The sequence below is a fragment of the Mesorhizobium sp. LSJC280B00 genome, assembly GCF_000502835.1.
Classification (GTDB): domain Bacteria; phylum Pseudomonadota; class Alphaproteobacteria; order Rhizobiales; family Rhizobiaceae; genus Mesorhizobium.
In genome coordinates this window covers 64,185-79,086 of the sequence record NZ_AYVL01000015.1, presented here as the reverse complement: position 1 = coordinate 79,086, position 14,902 = coordinate 64,185, and the positions used below count along the sequence as shown (strand labels likewise).

The window sequence follows — 14,902 nt, the reverse complement described above, 5'->3', positions numbered from 1 at the left end:
ACGGTTTTGCGCAAGGCCGACTTCAATCGACCCGTTTGCCCGCCTGATCGAACCAATGCAGCTTTTCGGACCTAGCCACGACGCGCAATTGGTCGCCTGGCTTGGCGCTAGCGCGGCCTGAGACGCGCACCACGATGCGGCTGCCGGCTGCCACGCAATGGAGAAAGCTTTCGGCACCGACCGGTTCGACCGCTTCCACTGTTGCCGGCAGCGCGAGCGCGCCGGCCGGCGCCTCTGTCGCGAAGGTGATGTCGGCGTCCTCCGGACGAAAGCCTAGTGTCACTGCCTTGCCCTGTCGAGGCGCCAAGCCAATCACAGTACCGTCCGCCAATACCGAGCTTGGGGAGGCCCCTGTGAGCGCCAGCAGATTCATCGGCGGTGCGCCTATGAACGAAGCGACGAAGGTCGAGGCCGGTTTCTCGTACACATCAAGCGGCGCGCCGGTCTGCTCGACCAGGCCGGCGTTCATGACGACGAGGATGTCGGCCAGCGTCATCGCCTCAAGCTGGTCGTGCGTGACATAAACCGAGGTGACGCCAAGCGAGCGCTGCAGATTCTTGATCTCGATGCGCATCTGCCCGCGCAATTTCGCATCGAGGTTGGACAGCGGTTCGTCGAACAGGAAGACCTTCGGGTTGCGTACGATGGCGCGACCCATGGCGACGCGCTGGCGCTGACCGCCGGAAAGCTCGCGCGGGCGCCGGTCGAGCAGCGCCGAAAGCTCCAGCACCTTGGCAGTCGAGCGTACCCTGCTGTCGATCTCGTCATTCGGCGTGCCGCGGTTGCGCAGGCCATAGGCCATGTTGTCATAGACCTTCATATGTGGGTAGAGCGCGTAGTTCTGGAACACCATGGCGATGTCGCGCTCGGTCGGGCCAATGGCGTTGACCACCTTGCCGTCGATGGCGACAGTACCGGCAGAAATCGTCTCCAGCCCGGCGATCATCCTCAGCAGCGTAGACTTGCCGCAGCCGGAGGGGCCGACCAGCACGCAAAGCTCCTTGTCGGGAATGGCGATGGAAACGCCCTTCACGGCCTCGACACCGCTGGGATAGATTTTCCTGACATCCTTCAGATCCACGGTCGCCATCGGCTTCTCACTTTTCGGATTCGACCAGACCGCGCACGAACCAGCGTTGCATCAGCACGACCACCAGGATCGGCGGCACGATGGCCAGCATTGCCGTGACCATCACCAGGTGCCATTGGGTGTCGGCATCGGCGAAGGAAACCATCTTTCTCAGCGCGATGACGATGGTGTTCATGTCGTTGCTGTTGGTGACGAGCAGCGGCCAAAGATACTGCGTCCAGCCATAGATGAAGAGGATCACGAACAGCGCGGCGATGTTTGTCCGCGACAGCGGCACCAGAATATCGAAAAAGAAGCGCCATGGCCCGGCACCGTCGACACGCGCCGCCTCGACCAATTCGCCCGGTATGGTCATGAAGAACTGGCGAAACAGCAGCGTTGCGGTGGCCGAGGCGATCAGCGGGACGATCAGGCCGGCATAGGTGTCGATCATGCCGAGATCGACCATCACCTTGTAGGTCGGCAGGATGCGCACCTCGACTGGAAGCATCAAGGTGATGAAGATCAGCCAGAAGAAGGTCATGCGCAGCGGAAAGCGAAAGAACACAATCGCGTAGGCCGACAGGATCGAGATGAAGATCTTTCCCACCGCAACGCCGAGCGCCATGATCGTGGTGTTGAGGAGCAGCCTGCCGACGCTGACCCCGCCGATACGACCGATGCCGCCGAACAGCGCCTCGCTGTAATTGTTCCATAGCTGGTCGCCGGGCAAGAGCGGCAGGGGCGGCCTGAGGATCGTTTGCAGCGTGTGCGTCGAGGCAACGAAGGTGTAGTAGATCGGAAAAGCCACGATCAATATGCCGAGGATGAGCACGGCATGGGCGATGAAGGTGCGGAGCGGGGACTGGCCGATCATCGCTGCCCTCAGCCGTAATGGACTTTGCGTTCCACATAGCGGAACTGGATCGCTGTGAGCGCAATGACGATGGCCATCAGGATGACCGACTGCGCCGCCGAATCGCCCAGGATCAGATTGACGAAGCCGTCATTGTAGACCTTGTAGACCAGCGTCTCGGTCGTCTTGCCCGGCCCGCCGCCGGTGACGGCATGAACGATGCCGAACGTGTCGAACAGGGCATAGACGGTGTTGACGACCAGCAGGAAAAAGGTTGTCGGCGCAAGCAGCGGGAAGACGATGGTCCAGAAGCGCTTGGTTTCGCCGGCGCCGTCCATGGCCGCCGCTTCGATCAGCGTTTTCGGCACCGCCTGCAGGCCGGCGACGAAGAACAGGAAGTTGTAGCTGATCTGCTTCCAGGCAGCAGCCGACACCAGCAGGATCATGGCGTGGGTGCCGTTGAGCAGCGGGTCCCATACGATGCCGAGGCTTCTCAGCAAATAGGCCAACGAGCCGATCGAGGGATTGAACAGGAAAAGCCAAAGCATGCCGGCAATCGCCGGCGCCACGGCGTAAGGCCATATCAACAGTGTGCGGTAGAGGCCTTTGCCGCGCACGGCCTTCTCGGCCATGACCGCGAGCAGCAGGGCCACAACCATGGCAACGATCGCGGTCGCAAGAGAGAACACTACGGTGACCTTGATCGAGTTGAGGTAGGCCGGATCGGCCAGCACCTTCCGGAAATTGGCAAACCAGACGAACCTGCTCTTCAGCCCGAACGGGTCTTGCCTGAGCATCGACTGGTAAAGCGCCTGACCGGCCGGCCAGTAGAAGAAAACCAGGGTGATGGCGAGTTGTGGCGCCACCAGCAGGTAGGGCAGGATCTTGTTGGGAAAGACGACGCGTGGAGACAGGCTGATTTCCCTCGCTATCCAGGTATCGCCCACGCCGGCTCGCGTGGGCGATATTCCGACCGACTAACCGAGATAATCCCGTCAGTTCTCCAGCGCTTCCTTGATCGCCGCGTTGCCGCGCGCAACCGCATTGTCGAGTGCCTGCTGGGCGGTTTGCTGGCCGGCCAGCATCTTCTCCAGCTCCTCGTTCTGGATATCGCGCACCTGCGGCAGATTCGGCAGGCGCACGCCCTTCGAATTGTCGGTCGGCGACTTGCCGATCATCTGCAGGATGGGTGTCTCGCGGCCGGGGTTCTTGTCATAGAAGCCTGATTTCTTCGTCGCCTCATACGCGGCGAGCGTCACAGGCAGGTATCCCGACTTCTGGTGCAGATATTCCTGCACATCGGTCTTGGACAGATAGGCAAAGAAGGCGGCGACACCCTTGTATTCCTCGTCCGACTTGTTGCCGAACACCCACAGGCTGGCACCGCCCGGCGTCGTGTTCTGCGGGGCACCCTTGGCGTCACTGTCGTAAGGAAGCTGGCCGATGCCATAGTTCATGCCGGACTTGACGATATCGCCGAGGCCGCCCGACGATTCGGTGAAGATGCCGCATTCGCCGGCGAGGAATATCTGCTTGGCTTCGGAGGTGCGCCCGCCATATTTGAATGTGCCGTCCTTGGCCAGGTCAGCGAGCGCCTGGAAGTGGTCGACGAAAATCGGCGCATTGATCTTGAGTTCGACATCACCGCCGGCCAGGCCATTCTGCTGGGTGGCCCAAGGCACGTCATTCCACGCCGCGAAATTCTCCAGGTGGATCCAGGTCAGCCAGGTCGAGGTATAGCCGCAAGGGGCGGCGCCGCTCGTCTTGATCTTCTTGGCAGCTTCCCACACCTCGTTCCACGTCTTGGGCGGATTGTTCACGTCGAGGCCTGCCTTCTGGAAGATGTCCTTGTTGTAGTAGAGGATCGGCGAGGAAGAGTTGTAGGGGAACGATAGCATGGTGCCGTCCGGCTTCGAATAATAGCCGACGATGCCGGGCAGATACTGGCTCTTGTCGAAAGTCATCCCGGCGCCGGTCATCACATCGGCCACCGGCTTTATCGCACCCTCGGCCGCCATCATCACGCCGGTGCCGACGTCGAACACCTGGAGGATATCGGGCGCTTGCCCGGCACGAAAGGCAGCGATGCCGGCATTCAGCGTCTCCGGATAGGTGCCCTTGAACACCGGAACGAGCTCATAGTCGCTCTGGCTGGCGTTGAAATCCTTGGAGATCTTGGCGACGACCTCGGCGTTGGCGCCGGTCATGGCGTGCCACCAGCTGATCTGCGTGACGGCGAAGGCGGAGGTGGTGGAAAGCAGGGTCACGGTGGCGGCGATACCGGCCGCAAAGCCGAAGAACTTCATGTTTCATCTCCCGTTTGTCATTGGCGAAAGGGGCACTTCCGCAAAGCCAATATGTGGCGCTGATGACAATCGGACAACGGTTTTATTGCGGATCAATGAACATCATTCCTTCCTAAAGTGCACTCGCTACCGAACCGGGTGCAAGAAATCACATCACCGTCTTTTCGGCGCAGCGGCGTCGGTTTTCCCCCGAAAAGACCCGCCTCATGGCCCGCGGGTTAACCATTCGTTAAAATCTCCAAGAACTAATCAGTCACACCTCCCCTGTTAGTTTTGGCAGACCGAGTGAACCAGGATGCTGACGGTCTATAATTGTATTGTAAGTCAGCACGATCCGAGACTGGTTGCGCTTGCCGCACTCGTCTGTGGAATTTCTTGCTTCTCAGCGGTTAATCTCCTTAAGCATGTCGGCCGATCGACCGAGCGAAACCGGCTTGTCTGGCTGATGATCGCCGCAGCCTCGACCGGGTTCGGCATATGGGCGACGCATTTCATCGCCATGACCGCGTTTACGCCGGGAATACCGAACGCATACAATCCGGGATTATCCGCCTTTTCGCTTGCCGCCGCCGTTATCATGACCGCGCTTGGGATGTGGGTCGCCACCTTGCGCCGCGGCATCGACCATTTCCTCGCCGGTGGCGCCATTCTGGGCGGCGCCATCGCGACGATGCACTACATCGGCATGGCAGCTTTCGAGGTCGAAGGCCGGGTCGTATGGAACCTGCTCCTTGTCGCGATATCGCTTCTGGCCGGCGTGACCCTCGCGGCACTGGCGCTCCTTGTCGTCTTGCGCCGTCCGTCAGCGCTCGCGACTTTCGGCGGCGCCGCGCTTTTAACGCTGGCGATTTGCAGCTTGCATTTCATCGCGATGGCTGCGGTGTCGATCATTCCGGATTCCTCGATTGAAATATCCGAACATTCCATCGAGCCCATTTCCCAGGCCTTTGCCGCAGCGGTCGCCAGCCTGATAATCCTTGTGCTATCGGGTGCCGCGCTGTGGATCGACCTGCGCTTTCGCCGCCAGAAGCTCGAGGCCGATCGCATGCACGATCTCGCCAATGCGGCGGTGGAAGGTCTGATCGTTTGCGATGGCACCCGCATTGTCAGCGCCAATGACAGTATGGCGAAGCTGACCGGAACAGCGACAGCCACCCTGAACACGATGCAATTCGGCGAGCTTTTCGACGGACAGAGCGCAGCCGATATGTCCGGCTTCGGCGAACAGGCGCAGGAAGCGAAGTTAAGGGGCAGCGACGGGGCGAGAATTCCTGTCGAGCTGATCGCCAGGAAAATCACCTACTGCGGCAGGCCTCATACGGTGCTTGCCGTTCGCGACATCCGTGAGCGCAAGAAGGCAGAACAAGAGATCCTCCGCCTCGCGCATTTCGATCCGCTTACCGGGCTTGCCAATCGGCGGAGCTTTTCTTCCCGGCTGGAAGCAGAATTCGCCTCGATGGATCGTGGCGGCAAGGATGGACATCTGGCGCTCCTGCTGCTTGACCTTGACCGGTTCAAGCAAGTCAACGACCTCTATGGCCACGGGGCCGGCGATGCTATGCTGCAGAAGCTGGCGCACTGCATTTCCGGCATCCCGCGCCACGGACAGATGCTCGCGCGTCTCGGCGGCGATGAATTTGCCATCATAGCTCCGAACCTCCCCGACCCCCTGGCCGCAGGCCGGATAGCCGAGGACTTGCTGGCGGCGATCCGGGAGGAAAACAGGGTTTCGGTCGGCTCCGGCCTCGTCTCGGCCAGCATCGGCATCGCCTTCTTTCCGCTGGATGCCGAAGACCAGGCCGGCCTGATCAGCCATGCCGACACGGCACTCCATCGCGCCAAAACCGAAGGCAGGGACACTTATCGGTTTTTCGAGATAGCCATGGGCACCGCGGCCCGCGACAAGCGCGTGATGGAGCATGAATTGCGCCAGGCGATCGCCCGCAAGGAGTTCCACCTCGTCTATCAGCCGCAGAAGGAGATCCGCGGCGGCAGGATGATCGGCTTCGAAGCCCTGGTCCGTTGGCAGCACCCTGAGCGGGGTGACATTTCTCCGGCCGTTTTCATCCCCGTGGCCGAGGACAGTGGCGCTATCGCGCAGATAGGCGACTGGGTGCTGACGACGGCTTGTAACGATGCTGTTCGCTGGACAAACCCGCTGATGGTCGCCGTCAACGTCTCCGCCGTGCAACTTCACAATCCGAACTTCAGCCGCAAGGTGCACGACGCATTGACGAGATCCGGCCTGGCCCCCGGCAGGCTCGAACTGGAGATCACCGAAACGGCCCTGGTGAAGGACATGCCGCGCGCGCTGGCAACCTTGAGGCAGGTCAAGGCGCTTGGCGTGCATGTGGCGATGGACGATTTTGGCACCGGCTATTCTTCGCTGTCCAACCTCAGCGCCTTTCCCTTCGACAAGATCAAGATCGACGGGTCGTTCATCAAATCGGTCGACAAGAACGCCCAGTTCGCGGCGATCGTTCGCGCCGTGCTGGGGCTTGGACGCGGTCTCGGCCTACCGGTTCTGGCAGAAGGCATCGAGACGCCGGGTGAATTGCAGTTCCTGGACGCCGAGGCTTGCGAGATCGGGCAAGGCTACTACCTCGGCAAACCGGCTCCGATCGAGACATTCGGGGAACTGACGGGCGTGGCCGCTCCGGCAATCCGCACCGCCAGCCGACGCGGCGCAAGCATTGCCGTGCTCAAGCCGCGCCTGCGCACGGTCTGAGCCTATCCCGGCTGAAGCGCCGCCTCGACCAGACGCTTGGCATCCGGCCCCGACCATTCGGCCGGGCCATTCATATGGGCGATCAGGCAGCCTTGCCCATCGATCAGCATGGTGACCGGCAGACCGAGCGCCAGGCCGCGCGTCTTGACGTCGTTGAACAGCGCCATCGTGGCATCGCGATAGTAGCCGAGCGACTTGACGCCGGTGTCCTCCAGGAACTTCTTCGGTTTGGCATCGTCGCCGGCATCGACGTTGACGGCAACAACCTGAAACGCATCGCTGCCCATCTCCTTCTGCAGCGCATCGAGCGCCGGCATTTCGGCGCGGCAAGGTGCGCACCATGTCGCCCACAGATTGAGCAGCACCGTCTTGCCGGCATGATCGGCGATCGTCGTCGGCTTGCCGTCGGGGCCGTTGAAGGCAAGGCTTTTCAGCGATTGCGGCGGATCCGCCGGCAAAAGCGCGGCAACCTGGCCGGTGGCAGCGGCGGCGATCTTCTTGGCACGGTCGGTCTTGGCGGCGCAGGCGACGTCGTCCTTGCCGCCGCCGGCGGCCACTTGCGCGGGCGCCTTGTTGCCAGAACTGCTTTCCCTGACATATACCGCGACCGCGCCGGCCAGCACGCCCGCAACCAAAGCGGCGAGGATGAGACGCAAAGCCGGGAAAAATCTATTGCCGTCTGCCATTTTTGAAAAACTGCTCCGGAGCACGGGTTATAGCGATGAACGACAAGAAGGCCAGCAACCAGATGTGGGGCGGACGTTTTGCCTCGGGTCCGGCCGCAATCATGGAAGCGATCAACGCGTCGATCTCGTTCGACCGCAAACTCTATGCGCAGGATATTCGCGGCTCGATCGCCCATAGCCAGATGCTGGCGCAAACGGGCATTATTTCGGCGGCCGATCAAGAAAAAATCGCTCACGGGCTGAACACGATCCTCGCAGAGATCGAGGCCGGCACATTCGAGTTCTCGACCAGGCTGGAAGACATCCACATGAATGTCGAGGCCCGTCTGGCCGATTTGATCGGCCCCGCCGCCGGCCGCCTGCATACCGCCCGCTCGCGCAACGACCAGGTGGCGGTCGACCTCAGGCTGTGGGTCAAGGACGAATGCTTTCGTGTCGCCGAGGCGCTGAAGGGCCTGATCACGGCGTTCCTGGATCGGGCCGAGGAGCATGCGGCAACGGTGATGCCGGGCTTCACCCACATGCAGGCGGCGCAGCCGGTGACCTTCGGCCACCACTGCATGGCTTATGTCGAGATGTTTGCACGCGACCTGTCGCGTGTCCGCGACGCCATCGAGCGGATGGATGAAAGCCCGCTCGGCGCCGCCGCCCTTGCCGGCACCAGCTTTTCCATCGACCGGCACCAGACGGCGAAGGCGCTTGGCTTCCGCGAGCCGATGCGCAATTCGCTCGACAGTGTTTCGGACCGCGATTTCGCGCTCGAGTTCCTGGGCTTGGCGGCGATCTGCGCGACGCATCTGTCGCGGCTGGCCGAAGAGATCATCATCTGGTCGACGCCGCAATTCGGCTTCGTCAGGCTGTCGGATAGTTTCTCGACGGGTTCGTCGATCATGCCGCAGAAGAAGAACCCGGACGCTGCCGAACTGGTGCGCGGCAAGACCGGCCGCGTCACCGGGCACCTCGTCGGCCTGCTGACGGTGATGAAGGGCATGCCGCTGACCTATGGCAAGGACATGCAGGAAGACAAGGAATCCGTCTTCGACGCGGCCGAGACGCTCGACCTGATGCTGGCGGCAATGACCGGCATGGTGCGCGACATGACGGTGAACACTGCCGCGATGAAAAAGGCGGCCGGCGCCGGCTATTCGACTGCGACCGACCTCGCCGACTGGCTGGTGCGCACGCTCGGGCTGCCGTTCCGCGAGGCGCACCATATCACTGGCCGGGCGGTGGCGCTGGCCGAGGACAGGAAGATCGGGCTCGACAGGCTTTCGCTGGAGGATCTGCAGTCCATTCACCCCGGTATCAGCGCCGACGTGTTTTCGGTTCTTGCCGTGCAGAATTCTGTAAAGAGCCGCACGAGCTTCGGCGGCACCGCGCCGTCCGAGGTGCGCAAGCAGATCCGCTACTGGAAAAAGCGGCTCGCCAAGGCGTAAGACGCGGGGTGCAATGGCCGCAAAACTCGGCTAGAAGCGGCTGCGGGCAACAGTTTTGGACGGATGGCACGATGACCGGAAGCAGGATTTTGGTGACGCTGACGCTGCTGGCGGCAATGGCCACCGTTGCGGCCTGCGGCAGGAAGGCTGCGCTCGACACGCCGTACGCGGCAGCCGTGCAGGCCCGCAAGGACGCCGAGAAGGCCAAGCAACCTTTGCCGCCGGAGCCGGAAAAACCTGTCGAGGACAAGAAATTCATCCTCGACCCGCTGCTCTGATTTCGGACCAATCTCGTGAACCATTTCGACTACCGCGACGGCGCGCTGCATGCCGAGGACGTGGCGATATCAGACATCGCCGCCAGCGTCGGCACGCCGTTCTACTGTTATTCGACGGCGACGCTGACCAGGCATTTTCGCGTCTTCACCGAGGCCTTTGCCGGGCTCGATGCTCTCGTCTGCTATGCCATGAAGGCGAATTCCAACCAGGCCGTGCTGAGGGTGCTGGCAGGGCTCGGCGCCGGCGCCGACGTGGTCTCGGAGGGCGAATTGCGCCGCGCTTTGGCGGCCGGCATCCCGGCAAGCAAGATCCTGTTTTCGGGTGTCGGCAAGACCGCGCGCGAAATGGATTTTGCGCTCTCGGCCGGCATTCTCTGTTTCAACGTCGAATCCGAACCGGAGCTGGAGCTGCTGTCGGCCCGCGCCACCGCGCTGGGCAAGATCGCGCCGATCTCGCTGCGCATCAATCCGGATGTCGACGCCAGGACGCACAAGAAGATTTCGACTGGGAAGGCCGAGAACAAGTTCGGCATTCCGTGGCAGCATGCGCGGAAGGTCTATGCGCGCGCGGCTGAGCTGCCGGGCATCAAGGTCACCGGCATAGACACCCATATCGGCAGCCAGATCACCGAATTGCAGCCCTTCGACGACGCCTTTGCGCTGCTGGTGGAGTTGGTCGGCGCCTTGCGCTCCGACGGTCATGCCATCGAGCACATCGATGTCGGCGGCGGCCTTGGCATTCCCTACCGCCTCGACAACAACCCGCCGCCTTTGCCCGATGCCTATGCCCAGATCGTCAGGAAGCATGTTGCCAAACTTGGGCTGAAAGTGATGTTCGAGCCAGGCCGGCTGATCGTCGGCAATGCCGGCATCCTGGTCTCGCAGGTGATCTTCGTGAAGGAGGGCGACGCCAAGAACTTCCTCGTCGTAGACGCCGCGATGAACGACCTGATCCGGCCGACGCTTTACGACGCTTTCCACGACATCAGGCCGGTGGCGCAGCAGCCGGCCGCTGCACCACGCATGAAGGTCGACGTCGTTGGCCCGGTTTGTGAGACCGGCGACTATCTCGGGCTCGACCGTGACCTGCCCCGGCTGAAATCCGGCGACCTGATCGCTGTCTCCACCGCCGGCGCCTATGGCGCCGTTCAGGCCGGCACCTACAATACCAGGCTGCTGGTACCGGAAGTGCTGGTCGACGGCGACCGCTTCCACGTTGTGCGCCCGCGCCAGACCTATGACGAGCTGATCGGACTGGACTCGGTGCCGGACTGGTTGGAGTAGAACTCTGCAGCTACAGCCGGTGCTGAATGAGCGCCCTGGTCTCAGCGATTCTGTCCTCATTCCGGCGATAGAATATCCACTGCTTGATGCGCTTGCTGCGCAAAAGCCCTGCCTGGGTGAGCACGCGCATATGCTCGCTGAGCGTTGCCTGGGTGATCCCCAGCTTTTCCGCGATCAGCAGCGCGCAGACGCCGTCCTCGACCAGATCGCCGTCCGTCTGCGGCGGAAAATGCGCGCGCGGGTCCTTCAGCCAATCGAGGATCTGGAGCCTGCGCTCGTTGGCGATTGCTTTGAAGACATCGACCTCTTGCATTTAGGCACTTTGCCAAGTTACTAAGTAATGTCAACTCTGAATGTCAACTCTGGGAGTGAAATCATGCTGCACGGCCACACGATCACACGCGAGCGCATTGCGGCGATAGAACCCCGCATCCGGCCCTTCGTGCGCCACACGCCGGTGCTGCGCGTCGACATGGCCGATTTCGGCCGCCCGGCTCTGCCTGTCGACCTGAAGCTTGAGTGCTTGCAGCATTCCGGCTCGTTCAAGGCGCGTGGTGCGTTCACCAATCTCCTCGAACGGCCGGTTCCTGCGGTCGGCGTCGTCGCCGCGTCGGGCGGCAATCACGGCGCCGCCGTCGCCTACGCCGCCATGCGACTCGGCCACAAGGCGACCATCTTTGTTCCCGAAGTGAGCCCGCAGGCCAAGCTGGACCGCATCCGCGGCTACGGCGCCGAGCTGATCGTCGGCGGCGCCCGTTATGCCGAGGCGCTGGCCGCCAGCGAGAGCTTCGCCGAAAAATCCGGCGCGCTGCAGATCCACGCCTTCAACCAGGAGGAGACGCTGGTCGGGCAAGGCACGCTCGGCCTCGAGATCGAGGCTGACCTGCCGAAGCTCGACACCCTGCTGGTCGCCGTCGGCGGCGGCGGGCTGATCGGCGGCATCGCTGCCTGGTTTTCCGGCCGCATCAGGATAATCGCGGTCGAGCCGGAGGGTGCGCCGACGCTTCATCGCGCCTTCGAGGCGGGCCGACCCGTCGACGCGCCGGCTGAGGGCATCGCCGCCGATTCGCTCGCGCCAAAGCGTGTCGGCGAAATGATGTTTCCTATCGCCGAGGCATTCGTCGAGCGCTCGATCCTGGTCGGCGACGACGACATTATCGCCGCCCAGGCGGCGCTGTGGGACCGCGTGCGAATCATCTCCGAGCCGGGCGGTGCGGCCGCCTTCGCGGCGCTCCTGTCCGGCCGCTACGCACCGGCTGCAGGCGAGCGCGTTGCCGTACTGGTCTGCGGCGCAAACGCCAATCCGGCGAAATTCTGACAATATCCGGGGCATTATTGTTCACGTTTTGGGGAACCGCCTCGCCTTCGCCGTGTTTGTTGGTATCCTTAGGGCGATGTGCATCCGCTTGGACGCACGAAGTACGCGCCAAGATTTTAGGTCTTCGCATCGTGCTTCCCGAAAATCGACTTTTCGGGCCCATGCGATAGACTCGTAAGGCCTGGGCTATCCCGCCCGGCCAGGAAGGGCCGATGACACAACGACCCATTTTCACCAGCGATCGCAGTCTGGCCAGGCGCCTTGCCTTGAGCCGGCTGGGGACGCAGGTCTCGATAATCGTCGAACGCGGCTGGCCATTGCTGCTGCCACTGGTCATCGTCGCCAGCCTGTTCCTCAGCATTTCGTGGCTCGGCCTGTTCCCATTTTTGCCCGATCTGGCGCGGATCGGTCTTATCACGGCATTCGGCGTCGCAGCGCTTGCCGCACTCTATCCACTGCGTTTCTTCCGCACGCCATCCAGTGCCGAGGTCGACCGCCGCATCGAGGCGGCCAACCGATTGCTGCACAGCCCGGTGCAGGTCCAGACCGATCGCCCGAGCGGCAAGGAAAGCATTTTTTCGCAAGCCCTGTGGCGCGAGCATCAGCGGCGCATGGCGGACCGGCTGGGCGAGCTTGGCGGCGACGTGCCGCGCACACGCGTGCCGGAACGCGACCCGTGGGCGCTGCGCGCCGTTGCCGCGCTTTTGTTGGTCACTGCCTTTGCCTTCTCATTCGGGCCATCGGGCGGCAGGCTGAGCGACGGTTTTGTTGCCCGTGCCGCCCGCGACGTCGTGCCGCCGCGCATTGATGCCTGGGTGACGCCGCCGGCCTATACCGGCAGGCCGCCGGGATTTCTGAACGCCCCGGTCCTGGCCCACAACGACACNGACGCCGCCGGCCTATACCGGCAGGCCGCCGGTATTCCTGAACGCCCCGGTCCTGGCCAACAACGCCACTCAAGCGCCGCCGACCTTCACGGTTCCGGAGGGCAGCGATGTGTCGCTGCGCGTCACCGGCGGTTCGGGCGAGGAAACGCTGAGCTACGCCGACACCGGCGGCAACACCCGCGCCATCGATCCGACAGGGCCGCAAGCCGCCAAGACTGAGGCAAGTCCGGCAACGCCTTCCACCGTGCGCCAGTTCAGCGGCAAGTTAACGGCCGACGGCACGCTGACGCTGCAGTCCAGCGACGGCGAGCTCGGCCGCTGGGCCTTCGCCATAATTCCCGACAAGCCGCCGCAGATCCGCTTTGTCGGCGAGCCGAAGCGCGCCGTCAACGGCGCCTTCGAACTCAACTACCAGATCGACGACGACTATGGCGCGGCCTCCGCCAAGGCGGTTTTCGCATTGGCCGATCCGCAGGTGCCCAACGCGCATCCGCTCTATGGCCCGCCGGAAATGCCGCTGACGTTGCCGCGCCGCGGCAGCAAGGCCAATGCCGCTAAGACGACGAAGGATCTGACCGACCATGTCTGGGCAGGTGGCAACGTCAAGCTGTCGCTTGTCGCCACCGACGGTGCCGGACACACGGCGACCAGCGAAACCAAGACGCTGGTGATGCCGGAGCGGCCATTCTCCAACCCGTTGACGCGGGCTGTGGTCGAGCAGCGCCGCATACTGGCGCTCGACGCCTATGCCAAGGACCGCGTGCTCGACCTGATGGATGCAATCACGCTCAGGCCGGAAGACACGTTCGACAACATGGCGCACTACCTCGCCATCATGAGCGCCCGCACCCGGCTGAAGATGGCCGACAGCGACGACCAGTTGCGCGACGAGGTCGCTTACCTCTGGGAGATCGCGCTCGGCATCGAGGAAGGCAATCTGTCGGCGGCCGAGAAGCGGCTGCGCCAGGCGCAGCAGGCGCTGCAGGATGCGATCAAGAACGGCGCCAGCGACCAAGAGATCGAGAAGGCGATGAAGGAACTGCGCGAGGCGATGAACCAGTTCCTGCAGGAATTCGCGGCGCGGGCGCAGCAGAATCCGAATGCGCCACAGATGCAGCAGAACGGTCAGGAACTGCGCCAGAGCGACATCGACCGCATGATGGACCAGATCGAGAACCTGGCGAAATCCGGCAATCGCGACCAGGCGCAGCAATTGCTGTCCGAGTTGCAGGACATGATGAACAATCTGCAGGCAGGCCGCCAGCAGCAAGGCGGCCAGCAAGACAGCGAGATGCGCCAGCAGATGGACAAGCTGGGCGAGATCATGCGGCGCCAGCAGGAGATGATGAACGACACTTTCCGTATGGACCAGATGCAGCGCGGCCAGCAACAGCGCGGGCAGAACCGCGACGAGCAGCTCGGCGAGAACGGTGAGCCAGGCCCGATGGGCGAAGAGGGCAAACCCGGCCCGGGTGACGACCGCGATCCGCTCGGCCGGCCGAAGCCGATGACGCCGCAGGAATTTGCTGATGCGCTGAAGCAATTGCAGGAAGGCCAGGGCAAGCTGCAGGGCGAGCTCGATCAATTGAGGAAGAGCCTCGAAGGCATGGGTCTCGACCCCAATGAGGGGTTTGGCGAGGCCGGCAAATCCATGGGCAATGCCGAACAGGCGCTCGGCGAGGGCGAAGGCGATCAGGCCGTCGGTCACCAGGGCCGCGCATTGGAAGCCTTGCGCAGGGGCGCCAAGGACATGATGAAGCAACTGCAGGCGATGCAAGGCGACCAGGGCGGCAACGGGCAGGGCGGACGCCAGCAGAATGCCGACCGTGACCCGCTCGGGCGGCCCCGCACCAGCGAGGGTCCCGATGACGGAAGTTCGGTGAGAGTGCCTGACGAGATCGATGTGCAGCGTGCCCGCCAGATCCTCGAAGCGATCCGCAAGCGGCTCGGCAACGCACTCAGCCCCGATATCGAGCGCAGCTATCTGGAGCGGTTGCTGGAGCTGAAGTAAGGCTGCCCCCAATATTCGGAAGATCGCCGTGCGGTCCGTGGAG

11 protein-coding genes and 1 pseudogene are annotated in these 14,902 nt (G+C 62.9%); 6 read left to right on the top strand and 6 right to left on the bottom strand.

Features of this window, described 5'->3' with window-relative positions; genetic code table 11:
- Window positions 1-22: 22 nt before the first annotated feature.
- The 4 genes from ugpC to ugpB form a co-directional block, all read right to left on the bottom strand.
- The gene (gene ugpC, locus X773_RS59995; protein WP_023677938.1) at window positions 23-1,090 is read right to left on the bottom strand and encodes a sn-glycerol-3-phosphate ABC transporter ATP-binding protein UgpC; all 1,068 of its coding nucleotides are present in this window, start codon (window positions 1,088-1,090) and stop codon (window positions 23-25) included.
- A gap of 7 nt (window positions 1,091-1,097) precedes the next feature.
- Entirely contained in the window at window positions 1,098-1,946 is an 849-nt protein-coding gene (gene ugpE, locus X773_RS59990; RefSeq protein ID WP_023677937.1) for a sn-glycerol-3-phosphate ABC transporter permease UgpE, read from the bottom strand.
- An 8-nt stretch (window positions 1,947-1,954) separates the two neighbouring features.
- Window positions 1,955-2,839: a sn-glycerol-3-phosphate ABC transporter permease UgpA gene (gene ugpA / locus X773_RS59985; RefSeq protein WP_023677936.1), complete on the bottom strand. Its 885-nt coding sequence runs from the start codon at window positions 2,837-2,839 to the stop codon at window positions 1,955-1,957.
- 81 nt (window positions 2,840-2,920) lie between these two features.
- Window positions 2,921-4,231 carry a sn-glycerol-3-phosphate ABC transporter substrate-binding protein UgpB gene (gene ugpB / locus X773_RS59980; protein WP_023677935.1) on the bottom strand — a complete coding sequence of 437 codons (1,311 nt, stop codon included), beginning with the start codon at window positions 4,229-4,231 and terminating at the stop codon, window positions 2,921-2,923.
- Between the two features lie 295 nt (window positions 4,232-4,526).
- Between ugpB and X773_RS59975 the strand changes: the two genes are divergently transcribed.
- Window positions 4,527-6,959, top strand: a complete 2,433-nt coding sequence (locus X773_RS59975; protein ID WP_023677934.1) for an EAL domain-containing protein — start codon at window positions 4,527-4,529, stop codon at window positions 6,957-6,959.
- 2 nt (window positions 6,960-6,961) lie between these two features.
- Here the strand turns inward: X773_RS59975 and X773_RS59970 are convergent, their stop codons facing one another.
- Window positions 6,962-7,645 carry a TlpA disulfide reductase family protein gene (locus X773_RS59970; protein WP_023677933.1) on the bottom strand — a complete coding sequence of 228 codons (684 nt, stop codon included), beginning with the start codon at window positions 7,643-7,645 and terminating at the stop codon, window positions 6,962-6,964.
- Window positions 7,646-7,680: 35 nt separating this feature from the next.
- Between X773_RS59970 and argH the strand changes: the two genes are divergently transcribed.
- The 3 genes from argH (at window position 7,681) to lysA (ending at window position 10,643) form a co-directional block, all read left to right on the top strand.
- Window positions 7,681-9,081: an argininosuccinate lyase gene (gene argH, locus X773_RS59965; protein WP_023677932.1), complete on the top strand. Its 1,401-nt coding sequence runs from the start codon at window positions 7,681-7,683 to the stop codon at window positions 9,079-9,081.
- Window positions 9,082-9,152: 71 nt separating this feature from the next.
- Window positions 9,153-9,359 carry a hypothetical protein gene (locus tag X773_RS59960; protein WP_023677931.1) on the top strand — a complete coding sequence of 69 codons (207 nt, stop codon included), beginning with the start codon at window positions 9,153-9,155 and terminating at the stop codon, window positions 9,357-9,359.
- A gap of 15 nt (window positions 9,360-9,374) precedes the next feature.
- Window positions 9,375-10,643: a diaminopimelate decarboxylase gene (gene lysA / locus X773_RS59955; protein ID WP_023677930.1), complete on the top strand. Its 1,269-nt coding sequence runs from the start codon at window positions 9,375-9,377 to the stop codon at window positions 10,641-10,643.
- Window positions 10,644-10,653: 10 nt separating this feature from the next.
- Here lysA and X773_RS59950 read toward each other — a convergent pair whose 3' ends face one another.
- Complete coding sequence (locus tag X773_RS59950) at window positions 10,654-10,956, bottom strand: metalloregulator ArsR/SmtB family transcription factor (RefSeq protein WP_023677929.1); 303 nt, start codon at window positions 10,954-10,956, stop codon at window positions 10,654-10,656.
- Window positions 10,957-11,019: 63 nt separating this feature from the next.
- On the opposite strand from X773_RS59950, the gene X773_RS59945 reads away from it, so the two are divergent.
- Both X773_RS59945 and X773_RS59940 read left to right on the top strand, forming a co-directional pair.
- A complete protein-coding gene (locus tag X773_RS59945) occupies window positions 11,020-11,961 on the top strand; it encodes a threonine/serine dehydratase (protein WP_023677928.1) in 942 nt (313 codons plus the stop codon).
- 212 nt (window positions 11,962-12,173) lie between these two features.
- Window positions 12,174-14,859 (top strand): annotated as a pseudogene (locus X773_RS59940) (TIGR02302 family protein).
- Window positions 14,860-14,902 lie beyond the last annotated feature (43 nt).